Annotated in this window: 17 protein-coding genes and 1 pseudogene; 11 read left to right on the forward strand and 7 right to left on the reverse strand. The window is 58.3% G+C overall.

The genetic code is table 11. From position 1 onward, the window contains the following. Window positions 1–77 precede the first annotated feature (77 nt). Window positions 78–506, reverse strand: coding sequence for a hypothetical protein (locus ACMGF8_RS17075; RefSeq protein ID WP_082729224.1), 429 nt, complete (start codon window positions 504–506; stop codon window positions 78–80). A 270-nt stretch (window positions 507–776) separates the two neighbouring features. Between ACMGF8_RS17075 and ACMGF8_RS17080 the strand changes: the two genes are divergently transcribed. After that, window positions 777–1,238 carry a hypothetical protein gene (locus ACMGF8_RS17080; RefSeq protein ID WP_416756828.1) on the forward strand — a complete coding sequence of 154 codons (462 nt, stop codon included), beginning with the start codon at window positions 777–779 and terminating at the stop codon, window positions 1,236–1,238. Between the two features lie 364 nt (window positions 1,239–1,602). Here ACMGF8_RS17080 and ACMGF8_RS17085 read toward each other — a convergent pair whose 3' ends face one another. Then, entirely contained in the window at window positions 1,603–5,250 is a 3,648-nt protein-coding gene (locus ACMGF8_RS17085; RefSeq protein WP_416756829.1) for a transporter substrate-binding domain-containing protein, read from the reverse strand. A gap of 96 nt (window positions 5,251–5,346) precedes the next feature. Next, window positions 5,347–6,546: an EAL domain-containing protein gene (locus tag ACMGF8_RS17090; protein ID WP_416756831.1), complete on the reverse strand. Its 1,200-nt coding sequence runs from the start codon at window positions 6,544–6,546 to the stop codon at window positions 5,347–5,349. A gap of 223 nt (window positions 6,547–6,769) precedes the next feature. Here ACMGF8_RS17090 and ACMGF8_RS17095 point away from each other — a divergent pair, with 223 nt between their 5' ends. The 10 genes and pseudogenes from ACMGF8_RS17095 (at window position 6,770) to ACMGF8_RS17140 (ending at window position 15,592) form a co-directional block, all read left to right on the forward strand. After that, window positions 6,770–7,399, forward strand: coding sequence for a response regulator transcription factor (locus ACMGF8_RS17095; protein ID WP_108542886.1), 630 nt, complete (start codon window positions 6,770–6,772; stop codon window positions 7,397–7,399). Between the two features lie 192 nt (window positions 7,400–7,591). After that, complete coding sequence (locus ACMGF8_RS17100) at window positions 7,592–8,344, forward strand: fimbria/pilus periplasmic chaperone (protein ID WP_416756833.1); 753 nt, start codon at window positions 7,592–7,594, stop codon at window positions 8,342–8,344. Next, complete coding sequence (locus tag ACMGF8_RS17105) at window positions 8,311–8,838, forward strand: hypothetical protein (protein ID WP_416756835.1); 528 nt, start codon at window positions 8,311–8,313, stop codon at window positions 8,836–8,838. Before ACMGF8_RS17100 ends, ACMGF8_RS17105 begins: the two co-directional genes overlap by 34 nt. A 7-nt stretch (window positions 8,839–8,845) precedes the next feature. Further along, window positions 8,846–9,931, forward strand: a complete 1,086-nt coding sequence (locus ACMGF8_RS17110; RefSeq protein WP_416756837.1) for a hypothetical protein — start codon at window positions 8,846–8,848, stop codon at window positions 9,929–9,931. Between the two features lie 311 nt (window positions 9,932–10,242). After that, entirely contained in the window at window positions 10,243–10,806 is a 564-nt protein-coding gene (locus tag ACMGF8_RS17115) for a fimbrial protein (protein WP_416756838.1), read from the forward strand. A 342-nt stretch (window positions 10,807–11,148) separates the two neighbouring features. After that, window positions 11,149–11,559 (forward strand): annotated as a pseudogene (locus ACMGF8_RS17120) (FimD/PapC N-terminal domain-containing protein); the annotation flags it as partial. A 178-nt stretch (window positions 11,560–11,737) separates the two neighbouring features. Then, window positions 11,738–13,615 carry a fimbria/pilus outer membrane usher protein gene (locus tag ACMGF8_RS17125; protein WP_416756839.1) on the forward strand — a complete coding sequence of 626 codons (1,878 nt, stop codon included), beginning with the start codon at window positions 11,738–11,740 and terminating at the stop codon, window positions 13,613–13,615. A 12-nt stretch (window positions 13,616–13,627) separates the two neighbouring features. Next, window positions 13,628–14,383, forward strand: a complete 756-nt coding sequence (locus tag ACMGF8_RS17130) for a fimbria/pilus periplasmic chaperone (RefSeq protein ID WP_416756840.1) — start codon at window positions 13,628–13,630, stop codon at window positions 14,381–14,383. 133 nt (window positions 14,384–14,516) lie between these two features. Beyond that, on the forward strand, window positions 14,517–15,041 hold the full coding sequence (locus ACMGF8_RS17135) for a fimbrial protein (protein WP_416756842.1): 525 nt from the start codon (window positions 14,517–14,519) through the stop codon (window positions 15,039–15,041). Window positions 15,042–15,049: 8 nt separating this feature from the next. Continuing rightward, the gene (locus ACMGF8_RS17140; protein ID WP_416756843.1) at window positions 15,050–15,592 is read left to right on the forward strand and encodes a fimbrial protein; all 543 of its coding nucleotides are present in this window, start codon (window positions 15,050–15,052) and stop codon (window positions 15,590–15,592) included. A 91-nt stretch (window positions 15,593–15,683) separates the two neighbouring features. Here the strand turns inward: ACMGF8_RS17140 and ACMGF8_RS17145 are convergent, their stop codons facing one another. From ACMGF8_RS17145 to ACMGF8_RS17160, 4 genes are all read right to left on the reverse strand, one after another. Then, on the reverse strand, window positions 15,684–16,448 hold the full coding sequence (locus tag ACMGF8_RS17145; RefSeq protein WP_416756844.1) for an amino acid ABC transporter ATP-binding protein: 765 nt from the start codon (window positions 16,446–16,448) through the stop codon (window positions 15,684–15,686). Next, the gene (locus ACMGF8_RS17150; protein ID WP_416756845.1) at window positions 16,445–17,104 is read right to left on the reverse strand and encodes an amino acid ABC transporter permease; all 660 of its coding nucleotides are present in this window, start codon (window positions 17,102–17,104) and stop codon (window positions 16,445–16,447) included. The genes ACMGF8_RS17145 and ACMGF8_RS17150 overlap by 4 nt, the downstream gene beginning before the upstream one ends. Window positions 17,105–17,113: 9 nt before the next feature. Then, window positions 17,114–17,761 carry an amino acid ABC transporter permease gene (locus tag ACMGF8_RS17155; RefSeq protein ID WP_102864222.1) on the reverse strand — a complete coding sequence of 216 codons (648 nt, stop codon included), beginning with the start codon at window positions 17,759–17,761 and terminating at the stop codon, window positions 17,114–17,116. Window positions 17,762–17,824: 63 nt separating this feature from the next. Continuing rightward, entirely contained in the window at window positions 17,825–18,613 is a 789-nt protein-coding gene (locus ACMGF8_RS17160; protein ID WP_102864223.1) for an ABC transporter substrate-binding protein, read from the reverse strand. Between the last annotated feature and the right edge of the window lie 134 nt (window positions 18,614–18,747).

The raw sequence follows: 18,747 nt of genomic DNA on the forward strand, positions 1-18,747 counted from the left end.
CCAGCACCTTTCCTGTGTGCTCAAGCCGGAAGCGGAGGTCGTGCTGGTTACCACAGGGCTCTGGCCGTAGTGGAGACCTAAGGTTTGGCCCGATCCCATCGACATTCCGCCAACCGCTGCACATCGGTTCCGCTCTTTTCTCGCCTGTCGATGTCGCCGTCGGCGTTCAGGTAGATATGGGTATGGGGCCATTGCGGGGTGATGCTGATGCAGTGATTACGCCCCGTGTTCTTGCTCCACCAGGAAAATTCCATGAAGAACTCGTCGTCGGGGAAGAGCACGCCATGATCGGTTGCGCCGCCTCCGGGAAGCATTCCTCCTTTATCAATCCGATCCTGGACATTCCAGATGTACCTGAGCTCATCCCGGCCGGCTTGGGAGTAGTGAACATTCACCCTTGGCAACGCGAAGTCCCAATGCGTGACCAGCCCAAACAGCAGCGGTATCCAGAGCAGCTTTACGTACCATGGCCGGCGCGTGCCTGCATGGAGGGGCCAGAGTTTCATCTCCATCCTTTGGGCGTATTTTTTTGGGGGGGTGTGGGTTGAGAGTGGAGACGGCAGTGTCGCAGCCGGTCGTTGTCCACTTCCGGCTGCTGGGCTGAATCGCCCTTAGCAATATTACGAAAAAATACAACGTTAAGACAGTCGATGAGTTGAAGGCTCTAATTAAAGGTGGCAGATCAACGGCGCACAGGAATGATGGCGTTTTGAAGCATTCTGTAAGTCATGTAAACAAGTTATGAGTAGGCTAGAAATGGAAGATGGAGCCACACAATGATTGATAGTATAGAAGTTAAAGAGTTTGATGATCTGGAGGGGCAGTTGCTTGATGCGAATGTTTCTTATGGCGAGGTGACGCGTGAGTACGCTAGTTATCTAATGGGTCTTATCCAAAGAGGTGAATTAAAAACTATTGCTGCCAGCAAGTTGGAAAAGTTGGTGCCGTTCTTGAAAGAGGCCATCTTGCGCGAGCGTATCGAAAGTGATGAGGTACTTCGAAAGAAACTCACTGTCGATCTCTGGAAAATGGAGCAGCAAAGTCGCAAGGAAGATGAAGATTTTGCAAATTTCATCCGAGGTGTGCTCTATTGCTATGGTACAGAGGAGGTTTGGGAAGAGGAGGGCGATTGTCCAACCCCTATCTATCTTTACTTTTTGATCCTGAAAAAAATATTGCCGGGTCTGAGGAAAGATTTTATTAGTAGTTTTAATCGATTCCTTGGAGGGCGCAGCTAAGCCATTCTCTGTTTTTTTGTCGGGCTCAGATAATAATGGCTGGAGAGAATCTCTCCAGCATTACTTAGGCCAGAACTACAAAGATAGTGCAATCGGTTCATAAGAAATTTTAATCGCAAGGCTCAAAACACAACCCCGGACTAATACACAATGCAGGTTGGACAATAGTGGGGGCGGCTTATGTTCTTGAGGGGCTACCGGGCATCTTGTAATCCGCGATCAATGAGTCAAACCTGGCCACCAAGCAGGCCGAGCCTGCTGCCATTGCCGCGGTCAACTCACTGGCGCGGTCAGCGCCGCTCAGCGCCTTTGAAAATCACCTTGGCCCCGCTGAGGCGGGGCAGTCCGTGCGTTCTCCTCGATATCACCCGGCAAGTGGTGCCGATCCGTCGTACTGCTCAAGCAGCTGCTGTTCAAGGGTCACGATGGCCTGTTTAACCTGCTCAACACAGTCGCTCACCAGGGGCATGTTCAGGTCCGGGCTCTGACAGGCGTCTTCCAATTGCCGGCAGCTCTCCACCAGTTGCTCGCCCTTGACGACTCGCGCAGCCCCCTTGATGCGATGCGCCAACTCGGACAGCTCCGCTGTTGCTTGGTCGCGCAGCAGTGTCTCCAGGGTCTGCAGGTCGGTGCGATTGTTGCTGAGCAGTTCACTGAGGATGTGTTGCAGCATGGTCGGCTCGCTGCCCACCAAGGTATGCAGGGACTCCAGGTCGAATACCTGTGGGGATTGGCTGCTGACGCGTTCTTCGGGCGGCAGGGGCGCGCGTTCCTCTTCCTCGACCTGGCCCAGGGCCAGCAGGCGCGCCTCCAGTTCATCCAGGCTGATGGGCTTGATCAGACAGTCATTCATTCCGGCCTGGATGCAGCGTTCCACTTCCTCAGGCTGGGCGTCGGCAGTCAGGCCGATGATCACGATCGGTTCGTTGTGCGTGTCGCGTTCATCCTGGCGAATTGAGCGGGCCAGTTCGGCACCGTTCATGACGGGCATGTGGCAGTCGGTGATGATCAGGTCAAGAGCGTGCTCGCGCCAGGTCTTCAGTGCCTGTTGTCCATTTTCCGCCTCGACTATGTCGTGCCCGAGAAACGCCAGTTGCTGTCCCAGGACCTGACGGTTCACCGGGTGGTCGTCCACCACCAGAATCTGCAGGCGGTACATCTGCCGTCGCTTGATGCTGGGTGCAGGTTCTACGGCGGCCAGGCGCTCCAGCACTTGAAGGCGAAGATCCACCTCCACCTGGGTGCCCTGGCCCAAGGTGCTGTTCATTGAGACAGTGCCGCCCATCATTTCGCACAGGGAGCGACAGATCACCAGTCCCAGGCCGGTGCCTTCGGTGTTCAGGACATTGCGTTCGACTTGGGCAAAAGGTTGGAACAGTCGCTGCTGGTTACTAGGAGATATGCCTATCCCTGAATCTTCGACGCGCAGTTTGACCTGTAGCAACGAGTTCTCCACCAGATCGCCGCTGATGCTCACTTTAATGAAGCCGGCTTCGGTGAACTTGATGGCGTTGCTTATCAGGTTGGACAGAATCTGCTTGAAGCGCATGCCGTCTACCAGCACATCGCAATTGATGCTGGAGTCGATTTCGAGGATGAGGCTCAGGCATTTCTGTCGTGCCAGACCTTCGAACACACGGGCTATGGATTCCACCAGCTCGCGCAGGTTGGCGCGTTTGGGCGAAAGGCTCAGGCGCCCCGACTCGATGCGGGCGATGTCGAGAATATCGCCGATCAGCTCCAGCAGGCTCTTGGCCGAGCTGTAGGCAATTTCGATGCTGGAGCGCTCAATCCGGTCGCTGTCGGCCCGTTTGAGCGCCAGTTCCAGAATGCCGATGATCGCGTTCATGGGGGTGCGGATTTCATGACTCATGGTGGCCAGGAACGTGGTCTTGGTGCGACTGGCCTGGTCGGCCAGGTTCTTCGCCTCTTTCAACTCCTGGACCAGGTGGCGATGCTTGGTGATGTCCAGCCAGCCGCAGATAACGCCTTTGGTGACGCCATTGTTGTCCTGGAAGGGTTGGATCCAGTGATCGATCCAGACCTCCTTGCCCTGCAACTTGACCTGGTACACCGAACTGATGGTCTGACCGTCGCGTATGGCTTGCAGGTAGCTGTGATGCAGGTCGGGTTCAGCGCAGAAATGCTCCTTGGGCAGCTGTTGCACGGATTTGTGCAGAACCTGCTCGGCGCTCAGGCCGACACTCTGCAGGTAACTGCGGTTGCACGAGAGCATCTTGCCGTCCATGTCACGAATGTAGAGAACCGGAGGCATGTTTTCGGCCAGGGTCTCGATGAAGCGCAACTGGTCGTTCAGGGTTTTCTCGGCCTTGATCCGACGTCGCAGATAGAAGGCCCAGGCCAGTGTCAGCAACAGCAGGAGCGCCGCGGCGGCGATGATTTCGGCGATCAGCAGCGCATAGTCGCGCCAGGTTTCGCCACTCATGCCCGGTGGTGAGCGCCAGTGGTTGGCAATGGCGTTCAGATCGTCCGCTGGGAGACTGAGCAGGGCCTTGTCGAGTATGGACTGCAGCTCGGAGTCACTGCGCCGCAGAGCAAAGCTGGCGGTTGCCCGGCTGGTGTGGATCAGGTCGGCGATGCTCAGGCGATTGTGAAACAGGCGGACAATGTAGTAGCGAGCGGCCGGCAACGACACCACGGCGGCGTCGGCGCTGCCGTCATAGACCTTGTTCATGGCATCCAGGGAAGCACTGGCCTCGATCAGTTGTGTGCGCGGATAGAGGTCGCGCAGATGTTGCAGGGTCACGTGACCTGATGGCACGGCAATACGCTTGCCTGCCAGATCCTCTGCTGTCAGCACCTGGTCCTGCATGCCACTGGGGGTGATCAGGACAAAGGGACTGGTCAGGAAGGGCCGGGTGAAACGTAGCTTGTCCTCGCGTTGCGGGCTGGCCGTCATGATGGCCATGTCCGCCTCGCCGTTGCTCATGGCTTCAATCTGTTGCGGATAGCTGCCGTTGCGCACCGTCACCTGGAAATGCAGGCCGGTGCGCTGCGAGATGATCTCCAGCAGTTCGGCCGCGACTCCGGAGAACACCCCGTTGGCGTCGAAGAACGCCGCGGGGGCCAGGTCGTCGTTGATGATCAGGCGTATCACCGGGTGACGCTCGATCCAGCGTGATTCTTCTGGGGTCAGCACAATCTTTTCGCCGGTGGGCACGAAACCGCTGCCGACCCAGCGCTGACTCAGATTGTTCAGTTTTTCCTTGCCGATGGCCTCGATGCTGCGGTCAAGGATGCGCTGAAGACGGGCGTTGTCCTTGTTGATCGCATAGCCATAGCCACCCGTCGCCAGGTCAACGAAGCGCTCGAACTTGAGAAAACCGTAGTAAGAGCGATTGATCTGGAAGTAGGCGCTGAGTACATCGTCCAGGTACATGTCGGCGTGACCGAATGCAGCGGCAGCCAGGGCTTCGTTGTGCGTGGGATAGATCATCAGGTGGGCACGAGGAAAGCGCGACTGCGCTTCGCCGCTGTGTTCCTTGACCACGGAGACTCGCAGCCCGGCCAGGTTTGCCGGGGACTGGCGCAACTCGTCGTTGCGCTTGAACAAGGCCAACCGGCCATCGGCGAACGGACGGGTGAAGCTGACGGCATTGCTGGAATGCCCGGGGCTGTTGTAGCTGCCCATCAAGTCGATGGAGGAGGCCTGCAGCGCCTGTAGGGCTTGTTCTCGGGTGGCGAAGGGAATCACCGTCATGCCGACTCCGAGCATCTGCCCGATCAATGAACTGACGTCCGCCGTAATGCCTTCGTAGTGACTGTCGTTGTAATCGACATTGAAGGGGGGCGACTCTTGTGCGACCACGCCGATTTTCAACTCCGACTTATGCCGTAGCCACTGCCAGTCCTCTTGTTCAAGTACCAGCTCGCGGTGATCGAGACGCACCGCGCTGTACAGAGTATTGGGCAATAGCGGGGCTTGGGCCGCTGCCGTCTGAGGCGCGATGCTCACCCAGCAGATAAGTAGCCATATAAGTCGTAAGGGCATGGTGTCTTCAAACAATGGGGAGGCTTGGTTGAGGCGAAAGCTCTGGAGTCACAGGGTGAAAATAGTAGCTGGCACTGCTTGCTTTGGCCTATCAATTTAAGTTGTTGGCGGGGTATTCGAGTGCTTGTTGCAATAGGCGATGAAGTGGCTTTCCGGCATGGGACGGGCAAACAGAAAACCCTGGGCAAGCGAGCCCCCCAACTTCACCAGTTGCTCTTGCTGTTCGTGGGTTTCCACTCCTTCGATGATCACTTTCATTCCCAGGGAGCTCCCCAGGGCCAGGGTATGGCGGATGATGGCGTGGCTTGCCGGGTGATGATTCATCTTGCGCACGAAGTTGCCGTCCAGCTTGATTTGGTTGACGGGCAGTTCGCAGAGACGCTGCAGGGAAGCGAAGCCGGCGCCGAAGTCGTCCATGGCCAGACCGCAGCCCATCAGCCGTAGGCGCACCAGGTTTTCCAGGCTGTAGGCAGACGCCTCCATCACGCAGGTTTCGCTGATTTCAAAGGTGATGCAACTTGAAGGCACCTGGCAGAGCGTCAACAAGGAAGTGACCGACTCAGTCAGCGTCGGGGAGGACAGTTGCGAAGGGTGCAAGTTGAAGGAAAAGTTCAGCGCAAGGTTCTTTCTCGCCAGTTTGCGACGCAGGGCCAGGCCTTGATCGAACAATTGCCAGAACAGTCGATCCAGCAGGTTGTGCTCTTCCATGATGTTCAGGAAGTGTGACGGCGGCAGCACGCCCAGTTGAGGGTGGTTCCAGCGCGCCAGGGTTTCGGCGCCTTGCAGGATTGCGGTATCGAGGGTGACCTTGGGTTGGTAGTAGGGCTCGAACTCACCGTTGTCCAGGCCGCGCAGCACATCACTCAGGCTCGGCAGCGCAATGCGCTTGAGCGGGCTGGCCAGATCATGGCGTAGGGACTGGTAGCGGTTCAGCAACGTGGTCAGACGCTCCAGGTTGAAGGGTTTGCCCAGGCTTCCAAGAAAATCCAGGCCCAGGCGCTTGATCATGGCCACGGCGGTGTTGCGCAGCGCCAGATCAATCTGGCTGCAAAGGATGACCGAGCGCAGTTTGCCGCTGTGACTGGCGAGACGAAGGAAGGCCAGGCCGTCCATGCCGGGCATCTTCAAATCGCAGATGGCAATGTCCATGGCTTCACAACTTTCCAGCAGCGCCAGTGCCTGGCTGCCGCTGCTGGCTTCATGAATCTGTCCCGGTATCACTTTCCTTAATGCGGTGAGGGTGACCAGGCGTTGCAGGGGTTCATCTTCCACAACTAGAACGTTCAGGTGCTGCATTGCTGGCTCGCGTCGTTTATCCGTTGGGTATCTTGCTTAAGCCATTTGGGGCGGGTCTATTAGATGCATCTTCATGCCTTGTGGGAAATTTCCTACTGAAAAATCAGGGCATCTGATTTTTTCAATGATCATCAATCAGCACTTGTAACTCGGGTCGATTCCGGGGAATTTGCCCCGCTCGCAATGGCTGCCCGGCGGCAAGTTCTAAGGTGAAATGACATTTATGCACAGCGTATTAATAGTGGATGATCATCCCGTCGTTCGACTGGCGGTGAAGGTTCTGCTGGAAAAGCACGAGATGCAGGTGGTGGGCGAAACCGATAACGGACTGGATGCGCTAGAGCTGGTGCGTGAGCATGTTCCAGATGTGGTGATTCTGGATATCGGCATTCCCAAACTCGATGGTCTCAAGGTGCTGTCCCGGATCAAGGCACTGGATTTGCCCACCGAGGTATTGGTGCTGACATCGCAGTCTGTCGAGAGCTTTTGCAAACGCTGCATCCAGCTTGGCGCTCGAGGCTTCGTCAACAAGGAAGAAGACCTGAGCAATCTGGTGGTGGCCCTGAACGCGGTGCTGGCCGGCTACACCTTTTATCCTTCCCAGGTGACCGATGTGTCCAGGTCGGCGGCCGAGCAGTTGTCCGAGACCGAGCTGATTGGCTCGCTGACCGATCGGGAAATGATCGTGCTGCAGTATCTGGCTCAGGGGTATTCCAACAAGGCCATCAGCGAAAAGCTGTTTCTCAGCAACAAGACCGTCAGTACCTACAAGGCTCGTTTGTTGCAGAAGCTCGGTCTGGGCTCGCAAGTCGGCCTGGCGGAGTTTGCCAAGCGCCATGGGCTGATTCCCTGAAAGATGGCAAAGCGGCAATGCTGATACTCGGCCGCTCAGTTTGAGCGGCCGGGTGGCTGTGCATCTTGTTAAGCAAGTTACCGAGTTGTTGCAGAGACTTTCCTTAGTTGTGTAGGAAGTTTCGCAATGATAAAGGCCTTGCCTGTTTAATAGACTTTGTCGGTATCAAGAAACTGGACTGCAACTTTTATCATGATTAAGCCACGCACGTTCATTGCGTTATTCTTTGCTCTTTTTCAGGCGCAGGCGATCGCAGCACTGGCGCTCGGCAGTTCGCGGGTCATCATTCAGGCGCCGCAGACCCGTGCCGTGGTGATGGTGCATAACCGTTCCCCTCATAGCCCTTATCTGGCCCAGTCCTGGATCGAGGATGCGCAAGGGCACAAGCCTGAACGCTCGCCAGTGGTTGCCTTGCCGCCAATTCAGCGATTGGAGGCGATGCAGGGCAATCAGTTGAACATACGGGTGCTGCCACGGGTGGCCGATCTGCCCCAGGACCGCGAAACATTGTTTTATCTCAATGTGCGTGAAGTTCCGCCGCGCAGTGAAGGTCAAGAAGGCATTCAGATCGCTCTGCAACGGCGGATAAAAGTCATTTATCGGCCGCAAAGAATACGCCCGCTCAACGTCGGCATCACCAGTCCCTGGCTGTCCGCCTTGACCTTGTCCAGGGAAGAGAGCGGGCGTTTTCAGCTTAACAATGCCACTCCCTATCATGTGACCATCATCGAGGCCTTCAATGATGCGTCCGGGGCATCGCCTGTTGCGGACTTCAAGCCCATGGAAATACCGCCCTATAGCGCGCATCGCCTTGAGGGCAGGATCGCGCCGGGCATTCAGCAGCCAGCATTGGTCTACATCAATGATTTTGGTGGGCGTGGGCAACTCAGTTTCGACTGCCGGGAGGACTCGTGCACCGTCATGAAAAACGCTACTCGTTCATGAGACGGGTCAGTCTGATTGGAGGGGCGCTGATCGGTCTGTCTGCTCTGTCGATGACGGGGAACGTACAGGCCGCAACTCCAGGTGGGCTGTATGTACTTGTACACTTTGAAGTGTTCGAGCCCGCCAACTGCAGCGTCGATATTCTTCAAACAAGAATAGATTTTGCCGAGGTCAAGACTGACGCTGTCAATGGTCGTGAGGGTGCGAGAAAAATTCCTTATCGGATCAGTTGCAGGAATTCCTCCCAGTCACCCGCACTCAAGTTGAAGTTTGTCGGTGCTTCCGGTTTCAGCTCTGACGTGTTGTGGACCAATCTCAGCAATCTTGGCGTGCGCTTTCGGGTAGATGGCAAGCAACACCCCCTCAACAGAGAGTTCTCGGTGAACTACGCCTCTCCTCCGACGCTGGAGGCTGTGCTGGATGCGAAGCCTGGCAGCGTTTTGAAAGCAGGCGCCTTTGCTACCGGTGCCGTGCTAGTTATTACTCAGGAGTAAGCGCCCTGTGGCTATTTCCACTCTGGATAAAAGAAGCAAGATCAGCCTTTGCCCGTCGATGTTGCGATGGACTTTTGCGGCAACATTTCTTTCGCTCAAGGCCTGGGCTGAGCCTGTTCCCCCTGGAACGCCGGACGGTGCCTGCTGGGGTCATAATCAGCTGAGCATTGAAATAAAGAACGGCGCTTTCACGTCCAATGAAAAGGGCGCGCTGTATGAAACCACCTATCAAACCATTCCCAGCAACTACGACGGTTGGTGCTATTCGGAAAGCGGCCCGCAGAACGCCAGCTATTTCAAGGCTGAACTGAGTCAGACCTTGTCCCGGGTCGATAATGAGTTCTTCAGATTGACCGAAGACATCGATATGAAAATATTCGTCACCGGCAATAGTGCGCCGGAAAACTTCATCCCCTTCAAGGACGAATTCAATGCGGGCGCCACCGCCGGGCCTTCCGGTAATGGCGTCACACCGTTGCGCTGGGCAAACGCCGGCAACCAGGGAAAAGTCACTTTCCGTCTTCGACGCAAGGCCCTCGGCGGGGCAGTGTATCTTCCGCCCAGCGAGCTTTTTTCGTTCTTTCGCTATTCGCGACCGGGGCAGTGGAGCCCTCAACCGTTATACACACTGTCGTTGAAAGCACCGACCATCCTATCCGTTCCCGCTACCTGTGAACTCAATGACAATGGTAATAACTTTTGGACTCTGAAGCTGAAACAACCCATTGATAGCAGCAAGGTTCAAGATGTCGGGGTCAACAACTTTGCATATGGCTATAACGCAGGTGGAAAGTTGACTCTTCGTTGTGACTCCGGTCAGCTTGATCCGGCAAAACTGTCTCTTGGTCTGATAGGCAACCCCGGAGCAAAGAGCAACGCGCTGGCTACATCAAATCCAGGGATCGATCTGGTGTTCTTTGCGCGTACAGGCAGCGGCAGCTATGTCGAACTAACGCCATTCCAGCAAACACCGTTGAATGGACTGGCAACGGCTGGACAGATTGAAATCCAGGTGACGGTACAGAAAACCTCGAAACCCATGTTGACCGGTCTTCACTCCGGGTTTGGTGTTCTGACTCTTACGGAATATTGATTCCTATTTGAAATAATACTTTTCAAACGCTGTTCGGGCTGATGTTTGCCTGGGTGTCGTGTGTTTTTAGTGTGTTTCGAGTCAATCGTTACATGTGCTAAGACAAGCTATAAGTTGGTTGGGAATTTTCCTACGCCTTTATCGAACCTTTCTTATCTTAATCTTTTTGCTTGGTGAATATACTTGTTCTCGGCACTTACTAGTTGACTGCGGTCTGGTCGACAAGTGACATACCATGGATATTGCCTTGTGGTTTGTCCAGGTGATGCGTAGTGCCGATATATTAAATGTGTACTAGTAGGGATTCTAAAATGAAATTCAGCAAAATGGCGGCAACTATAGCGGCAGTTGTACTCGGTGGTACTTCGGTGTTGGCCATGGCGGCGGGCCAGGGCGGTGGAAAGGTCAACTTCAAGGGCAATATCAATGACTCTCCATGCTCGATTTCCAGCGGTTCTTTGGAGCAAGTCGTGGAGTTCGACTCCATCTCCAACAGCGCTCTGAAAAATGGTGGGAAGTCCGCTTTGAAGCCGTTTTCCATCAAGCTCAACGGTTGCGACCTGGGCTCGCTGAAAAGTGCCACCGTGACCTTCACCGGCGCGCCTTCGGCCGCCAACCCTGATCTCCTGGGCTTCCAGGGAGGCACTGCGAAGGGTGCGAGCCTGGCGATCGCTGATCGCAACGGCTCGCTGATCAAGCTGGGTGCCGCTTCCGATCCGCAGAACCTGTCCGACGGTGAAAGCGCACTGAACTTCACCGCCTACCTGCAAGGCGACATGCTGGCCCCTGAAACCGAGGGTGGGGAGTCGAAACCGGCCACTGTGGTAGCCGGTACCTTTGATGCCGTCGCCAACTTTACCCTGGCTTATCAGTAACGTTGCATGAGGTGCGGCCTGGATACGCAAGTGTGCGTATTCCAGGCGCACTGCCGATCTTCTCTCGATGGGGTCGCCGCCAGTCCTCTCGGATTTTCATTGTTTCGACGTGATAGGCCATGCACTGCCGTGGCGCTCGAACATGACGCTTGTTAATCCGTACTCAGCACTCTCATGTTGCCTTCAGACCTCTCAGATTTCGTTCGTGACAGTGTTGGGCACAGTGGTCGACCGATGCTGTTTGCTGGCTTGAGGAAGCGGGCGAAAGAAGTTGTTGTCGTTGTAAGGGAAGTTAATCACGTGGTTAAACACCGGGTATGGGTCTTCACTACGTTGTGGTGCATGGCCAGCTTGGCCAGTGCCGCCGAAGAGTTTCAGTTCAATACGGACGTGCTTGATCTCAAGGATCAACAGAATCTCGATCTCGGCTTGTTTGCCAAGGCTAACTTTATTTTGCCGGGGCAATACAGCCTGGTCGTTCATGTGAATCGCAATTCGTTGCCGGAAACGGTCGTGAACTACCTGGCGCCGGAAGATGACCCCAAGGGCAGTGTGGCCTGCATCTCTCCCGAACTGGTGGCGCAGTTGGGTCTGAAAAAACAGCGAATCAAGCAACTTGCCTGGTGGCACCAGGGCAATTGTCTGGATATCAGCAGCATTCCCGGCATGACGGTGCGTGGCGACCTGGGCGCCTCGGCCTTGTACCTGAACATTCCCCAGGACGCCCTTGAATACAGCGCAAGCAACTGGGACCCGCCTTCGCGCTGGGATGAGGGCATTGGCGGATTTTTATTTGACTACAACCTCAATGCCCAGACCACGGATTACGCCGGGCCTCAGGCCAGCGACAAGCAGTTGACGGGTAACGGCACGACCGGTTTCAACCTCGGCGCCTGGCGCCTGGCGCCTGCGGGCCGATTGGCAAGGGCAGATGCACAAGACCTCCGGCAAGCCTGGCCAGCGGCAATTCGCCTGGAGCCGCTACTACGCGTCGCGGGCGATTCCCGAGTTGCGCGCCCACCTCAGCCTGGGAGAAAACTACCTGGACTCCAACCTGTTCGGCAGCGTGCGCTACACCGGTGCCAGTCTGGCCACCAGCGACAACATGCTGCCCCCCAACCTGCGCGGCTATGCGCCGGAAGTCAGTGGCGTGGCGCGGACCAATGCGCGGGTGCTGGTCACGCAGCAGGGGCGCATTCTGTATGACACCCAAGTGCCAGCGGGGCCCTTTCGCATCCAGGACCTGAGCGATGCGGTGAGCGGCAAGCTGGATGTGCGCATTGAGGAGCAGGACGGCAGCGTTCAGGAATTCCAGCTGGACACGGCGAGCATTCCCTACCTCAGCCGCCCCGGCACGGTGCGCTACAAAGTGTCCGCCGGGCGGCCTTCGGACTGGGAGCACGAGCCCGATGGTCCGGAATTCGCCAGCGGCGAATTTTCCTGGGGCGTGAGCAATGGCTGGTCGCTGTACGGCGGAGGCCTGGGGGCGCGGGACTATCGCGCGCTGGCCGTGGGCGTGGGTCGTGACCTGATGGCCTTCGGCGCGCTGGCGGTTGACGTGACTCAATCCAATGCCCGCCTGGCTGAAATCGGCCAGCGCCAGGGCAAGTCCTATCGCGCCAGCTATTCGAAGCGCTTCGAGGATTACGACAGCCAGGTGACGTTCGCCGGTTATCGCTTCTCCGAGGAAGACTTCATGACCATGAACGACTTTATCGAGGCCCGTCGCCGTGGTCGGCTGAACAATCAGAGCAAGGAAATGTACACCGCGACACTGAGCAAGAGTTTTCGTGATCAGAACCTGAGCCTGTACCTCAACTACAACCACCAGACCTACTGGAACAATGCGCCGAGCGACCGCTACAGCCTGTCGCTGTCTCGTTATTTCAACCTGGGCGGGCTGAAGAACCTGGGCCTGTCGCTGACCGCCTATCGCAGCCAGAGCCATGGCGCGGTCGATGAAGGCGCCTATGTCTCCCTGAGCCTTCCCTGGGGCGACAGCGGCTCTCTCAGTTACAACGCCACGCTCAACCGTGGCAGCAGCGGCCACAACTTGAGCTATTACGACCGTCCGGATGAGCGCAACAGCTACATGCTCAGCGCCGGCACCGCCAGCGAGGGCAACACGGCCAGCGGCTACCTGAACCACGAGGGCAGCCTGGCCGATGTCACCGCCAGCGCCAGCTATCAGGCCGGACGCTATCGTTCCGCCGGTCTGTCAGTGCAGGGCGGGGCGACCCTGACCGCCGAAGGGGCGGCGCTGCACCGGATCACCACCCTGGGCGGCACCCGCCTGCTGCTCGATACCAATGGCGTGGCCGGGGTGCCGGTGCGGGGCAATGGCGCCAGCACCTATTCCAATCGCTTCGGCAAGGCGGTGGTGGCTGACATGAACAGCTACTACCGCAATCAGGCAAGCATCAACCTGGATCAACTGGCTGACGATGTGGAAGCCGGGCGCTCGGTGGCCCAGGCCACGCTGACCGAGGGTGCGATTGGCTATCGCCGTTTCGACATCGTTTCCGGGAGCAAGGGCATGGTCCGCATCGTCCTGCCCGACGCGACCACGCCGCCCTTTGGCAGCGGCGTGTACAACGCGCGGGGCCAGGAAACCGGAATCATTGGCGAGGATGGCCTGGTTTACCTCAGTGGCATGCAGGTCGGTGACCTGATGTCAGTGCAGTGGGACGGCAAGGCCCAATGCGATTTCATCCTGACGGAGCAGGTCAGCGCGGATGACCAGCAAGTGCAATTTGTCTGCGGGCCTGTAGCGGTCCACGAAACCCAATCCCCCAGCAACAAGTTATAAGGAGTGGCCTCCATGCCATGGTTCGACCTGAAAAAAAGCCTGCTTGTCATCGGCCTGAGCCTGTTGGCTCTGGAGTCGGTACACGCTGCCATCGCCCTGGACCGTACCCGAATCATCTTCAATGGCCGCGAGAAATCGGTGAGCGTGGGCATCAGCAACCAGAATCCCCAACTGCCGTACCTGGCCCAGGCCTGGCTCGAAAACGACAAGGAGGAGAAGATCAGCGGCCCCTTGGTGGTGCTGCCTCCAGTGCAACGGCTCGAAGCCGGATCCCGGAGTCAGGTGAGGATCCGGAAGCTGGCACAGGCAGGGCAGTTGCCCCAGGACCGGGAGTCGCTGTTCTACTTCAACTTGCGTGAGATCCCGCCGCGCACCGACAAGCCCAACGCCTTGCAGATTGCCCTGCAGACGCGGATCAAGCTGTTCTATCGTCCCGAGGCCATCGTCAGGGACAGCGGACAGAATCAGCTTCCCTGGCAGGAGCAACTGACGCTGTCCCGCGAAGGGGAGCGCTACGTAGCCCATAACCCGACGGCCTACTACGTGACCCTGGTTGATGCCCAGGTCCGCGTAGGCGGCGCATCCGTTCCAGACTTCCAGCCGGTGATGCTGGCGCCCTGGGGGCGCCAGGCGCTGAGCGTCAGCGCCCGGACCCTGGGCAACGCGCCAGTGCTGACGTATGTCAACGATTTCGGCGGTCGGCCGCAACTGGAATTCCGCTGCACGGCGGGGCAGTGCGTGGCCAGGCCGGTGGCCGATGCGAGCTGAGGCTGGCTTGAGGCCATCGGGCGCGCTCGGGATCGTTGTGCCCCTGGCTCGGTGGCTGGGCGCAAGGTTGGCAGCGCGGCCCGGGACGGGAGCGCAGCTGGGGGCCGGCAAGGGCAGGGGGGCGGAGGTGTTCATGGAACGCTGGTGGCGAAGGAAAGGCGGGTGCCAGGCTCTGGTCTGCGGCCTCTTGCTGCTCGGGTTGCCGGGTTTGGGCCGGGCGGCGGCGGATATGGCCTTCTTCGGGGTATTGATCGCGCCTCCTCAATGCACGGTCAGCGACAAGGACGCGCCGATCAGGGTGTCGTTCGGCAACGTGCAGCTGCGCAAGATCGATGGCGAGCACTATCGTCAGCCGATTCCCTATCAGATCAAGTGTCCGGGGCTGGTATCGCAAGCCTCGACCTGGAAGATGCGCCTGACCTTCAAGGGCTCGGTGGCGGATTTCAACCCGGCGTTGCTGCGCACCTCGGTCAATGGCTTGGCCATCAAGCTGTTGCTGGGGGAGCGGGAACTGGTCCTCAACGAACCTCGGCAGATCAGCCTCGACAGTTTGCAGAAACCACCGGCATTCGAGGCGGTGCCGGTGAAGAAGGTGGGAGCGCAGCTTGCGTTGAGCGAGTTCAATGCTTCCGGACTGTTGCTGGTCGAGCTGTATTAGGTGAAGTCATGAAGCGATTGCTCAACGGCTGTCTGTGCCTGTGTTGTGCCTGGCTGGCGGGTGGCTTCAGCGCCCCGGCAGTGGCGGCGGACAACGTCTTTTTCAGCGGCCAGCTGATGGATCAGACCTGTACCCTGGAGCCCGGCTCGGAAACCCGGACGCTGGACTTCGAGGATGTGGGCCTTCAGGAGCTCTATCGCGACGGCAGGACCGCGAGCAAGGCCGTTGTCCTGAACCTGATCGACTGTGATGCCAGCGCCGGCAGGACCGAGGTCAAGGCGACCTTGAGCGGCCATGAAAGTGCGCAGATACCGGGCTTTCTGGAGCTCGACAGCGGCAGTCCGCAAGGCCTGGTGATTGGTCTGGAGGATGCAGCGACGCAGCCCTTGCCCCTGGGACGCGCGCATTCCATTGGCCGGGTCAGCCAGGACGGCAAGCAATCGGTCACCTTTCTTGCCTACCTCAAGGCGCTTCCCGATGCCCTGAGCGAACGCAGCATCGGCAAGGGGCAGTTGGCGGCTTCATTGACCTTCACCCTGAGCTACGAATGATGGCGCGTAGGGGGCGGGGCCCCCTGGCTGCCAAGGCAGCGCTGCTGCGTGTGATGCAACAGCACCTGCGGCCCGCGCGAGCGCAGCCTCGCTAAGCATGCAAATGCTTTTTCAGGAACGACCGGGTGCGTTCGTGGGTCGGGTTTTGCAGGATCTCCTGCGGCGCGCCTTCCTCGACCACCACGCCGCCGTCCATGAAGATGATCCGGTCCGCCACCTCGCCGGCAAAGCGCATTTCGTGGGTGACGATCAACATGGTCATGTGCTCGGCGGCCAGTTGTTTCATCACCTGGTTGACCTCTTCCACCAGCTCCGGGTCCAGGGCCGAGGTGGCTTCATCGAACAGCATGACCTTGGGGCGCATTGCCAGGGCCCGGGCAATGGCCACGCGCTGTTTCTGTCCGCCCGAGAGGCGAGAAGGGTACTCGTCGAACTTGTTGGCCAGGCCCACCTTGGACAAGTACTCCATGGCCAGCTCACGGGCCGCGGCTTTGTTCAGCCCTTTGAGTTTGATCGGTCCGAGGGCGATGTTTTCATGCACGGTCAGGTGCGGGAACAGATTGAAGTGCTGGAACACCATGCCCATCTGCTGGCGCACGCTGTTGATGTGCTGTTCGAATGCGCGACCTTTCAAGGGTCGGTTGACGTGTTCGCCCTCCAGCCAGATCTCTCCTTCGTTCAGCACTTCCAGGTGATTGATCGAGCGCAGCAGGGTGCTTTTACCCGAACCGCTGGGGCCGATGATGGCGATGATCTGTCCGCGCGCGACAGACAGATCGATGCCTTTGAGCACTTCAAGTGCGCCATACGCCTTGCGCGCGCCCTTGACTTCAACCATGAACTTTTCTGTGGTCATCGTGACATCTCTACCTTGGTTTCAAGCAGGTGCAGGCCGGCTTCCAGAACAAGATTGACCGCGTAATAGATCACCGCGACGGCCAGATAGAATTCGAACGGGCTGTAGGTTTCGCTCACGGCGCGCTGGGCGCTGTAGACCAGTTCGGCAATGCCGATGATCGACACCAGGGAGGTGTCCTTGAGCAGCACAATCAGGTTGTTGCCCAGCGGGGCCAGGGTATTGCGCAGTGCCTGCGGCACCACCACGTAGCGTTGCGCCTGGCTGCGGCTCAGGCCAATGGAGCGCGCACCTTCAATCTGCCCGGGGTCGACCGACAGGACCCCGGCACGAATCACGTCGGCGTTGTAGACCGCAAAATGCAGGCTCAGGCCGATGATGCCGGCCGCGAGGGCCGGGATATCGATCCCCACTTGCACCAGGCCGTAATAGATCAGGTACAGCTGCAGCAGCAGGGGCGTGCCCATCAGCAGCCAGGTCAGGAAACGTACGGGCAGGGAGACCAGTTTCGGGGTGTAGAGCACGATCAGGGCAAAGGCTATTCCGGCGATCAGGCTCAGCACACTGGAGCAGAGGAACAAGACGATGGTCCACCAGAGCCCGGTGGCCAGCAGCTCGGAATAGGGGGGCACGATACTCAGGTCAAGGCTTGGCATGGAGGCGTCTCACTTGGCCGCGAAGCGTTTATCGAGGTGGTCCACCATCAGCCTGACCGTGTAGACCATAGCGATGTACAAAATGGCCGACACCATGAAGATCTCGAATGGCTTGTAGGTGGAGCTGATAAAACGCTGCGCCGTGTAGGAGAGTTCCACCACGGAGATGGTCGACACCAGGGCCGAGCCTTTGATCAGCGCGACCGCATTGACCCCCAGTGGCCTGATCATCAACTTGGCGGTTTGCGGGAGGGTGATCAGCCACAGGGTCTGGCCCTTGCCGAAACCTATTGAGCGGGCGGCTTCGACCTGACCGGGATCGACGTTGCTGATCGCACCACGAATGGATTCGGCCATGTAGGCCGCGATGTTCAGGCCCAGGCCGATGACGCCTGCGGTGAATGGCTCCAGCTCAAGGCCGATTTGCGGGCCACCAAAGTAGATGAGGAACAGCTGGACCAGGCAGGGGGTGCCGCGAAAAACGCTGATGTAGACCCGGGCCAGGCAGCGAAGCATGAAGAAGCCGGACAGCCGGGCCGCCACCAGCACCACCGCCACCAGCAAGCCCAGCAGCAGCGCCAGCAGCGAAACGTGCACCGTGACCCAGGCCGCCTCCAGAAAGAACGGCAGGGTGCGCTGTATAAGTGTCAGATCCATGGGCAGGCTCGAAAAGGTCGGATTGACTGGCCCGACCCCAGGTCGAGCCAGGCTGCAGATGAGTCAGCGAATGTCCTTGCCAATCCACTGCATCGAGATCTTTTCGTAGCTGCCATCGGCCAGCATGTCGTTCAGCGCCTGCTGCATCGCGGCCTTGAGCTCAGGGTTGTTCTTGCGCAGGGCAATGCCCATGCCTTCAACCCCACCGTCGCTGTCGGGTGGGGTGATGATGCGCACCTTCTGCCCGGTTTCCTTGACGGCCACCAGCACCGGAACGCTGTCCATCACCAGCGCATCGAGGCGCCCGGCGTCCAGGTCGACCAGCATCTCGGGAAGCCCCTTGTAGGTTTTCACCTTCAGGTTGCCCCGCGCCCTGGCCCATTTGTCGTGGGCATCGCCCAGGGTGACGCCCACCTTCACATCCTTAAGGTCATCCAGGCTGTGGATCGGCGAATCCTCTTTCACCACGATGGTGCGGCCGGCGTGGTAGTAGGGGCCGACGAAGTCCACGGCCTTCTGGCGCTCCGGGGTAATGGTCATGGAGGCGATGATGGCGTCATATTTTTTCGCCAGGAGCCCGGCAATGATCCCGTCGAAGGGCGTGGTGACAATGCTGACTTTCACCCCGAGCCGCTGGGCCAGGGCTTCGCTGATGGAGGCGTCGAAGCCGACGATCTGGTTCTGCTCGTTGGCAAAGCTGAAGGGCGAGTACTGCCCGCTCATGGCGATGCGAATCTCTTTGGATGCCTGGATCGATTGCAAGTCATCAGCCTGAGCGGCCGCGGGGGAGAGGAGTGCCGCAGCCGCGACGGTGGATGCAGCAAGCAGACCCTTGAGCGTTCTGGTTAGCATTGGATGGCACCTTTGAAGAATTATTAATTATTGTTGTTTGGGCTCTTCACCCAGGCCTCGGGAAAAGCTTTGCATAGGCCGTTCTGGAAAGCACCCGGCAAGGTGTCCGCCAGCCGGACACATTGCCGGAGTTG

It is taken from the genome of Pseudomonas sp. BNK-7, from assembly GCF_048072025.1.
Classification (GTDB): domain Bacteria; phylum Pseudomonadota; class Gammaproteobacteria; order Pseudomonadales; family Pseudomonadaceae; genus Aquipseudomonas; species Aquipseudomonas danubii.

Coding starts and splice junctions, on each gene's coding strand:
- ACMGF8_RS17075 (WP_082729224.1), bottom strand. CDS start 506: ATGAAACTCTGGCCCCTCCATGCAGGCACGCGCCGGCCATGGTACGTA.
- ACMGF8_RS17080 (WP_416756828.1), top strand. CDS start 777: ATGATTGATAGTATAGAAGTTAAAGAGTTTGATGATCTGGAGGGGCAG.
- ACMGF8_RS17085 (WP_416756829.1), bottom strand. CDS start 5,250: ATGCCCTTACGACTTATATGGCTACTTATCTGCTGGGTGAGCATCGCG.
- ACMGF8_RS17090 (WP_416756831.1), bottom strand. CDS start 6,546: ATGCAGCACCTGAACGTTCTAGTTGTGGAAGATGAACCCCTGCAACGC.
- ACMGF8_RS17095 (WP_108542886.1), top strand. CDS start 6,770: ATGCACAGCGTATTAATAGTGGATGATCATCCCGTCGTTCGACTGGCG.
- ACMGF8_RS17100 (WP_416756833.1), top strand. CDS start 7,592: ATGATTAAGCCACGCACGTTCATTGCGTTATTCTTTGCTCTTTTTCAG.
- ACMGF8_RS17115 (WP_416756838.1), top strand. CDS start 10,243: ATGAAATTCAGCAAAATGGCGGCAACTATAGCGGCAGTTGTACTCGGT.
- ACMGF8_RS17125 (WP_416756839.1), top strand. CDS start 11,738: ATGCACAAGACCTCCGGCAAGCCTGGCCAGCGGCAATTCGCCTGGAGC.
- ACMGF8_RS17130 (WP_416756840.1), top strand. CDS start 13,628: ATGCCATGGTTCGACCTGAAAAAAAGCCTGCTTGTCATCGGCCTGAGC.
- ACMGF8_RS17135 (WP_416756842.1), top strand. CDS start 14,517: ATGGAACGCTGGTGGCGAAGGAAAGGCGGGTGCCAGGCTCTGGTCTGC.
- ACMGF8_RS17140 (WP_416756843.1), top strand. CDS start 15,050: ATGAAGCGATTGCTCAACGGCTGTCTGTGCCTGTGTTGTGCCTGGCTG.
- ACMGF8_RS17145 (WP_416756844.1), bottom strand. CDS start 16,448: ATGACCACAGAAAAGTTCATGGTTGAAGTCAAGGGCGCGCGCAAGGCG.
- ACMGF8_RS17150 (WP_416756845.1), bottom strand. CDS start 17,104: ATGCCAAGCCTTGACCTGAGTATCGTGCCCCCCTATTCCGAGCTGCTG.
- ACMGF8_RS17155 (WP_102864222.1), bottom strand. CDS start 17,761: ATGGATCTGACACTTATACAGCGCACCCTGCCGTTCTTTCTGGAGGCG.
- ACMGF8_RS17160 (WP_102864223.1), bottom strand. CDS start 18,613: ATGCTAACCAGAACGCTCAAGGGTCTGCTTGCTGCATCCACCGTCGCG.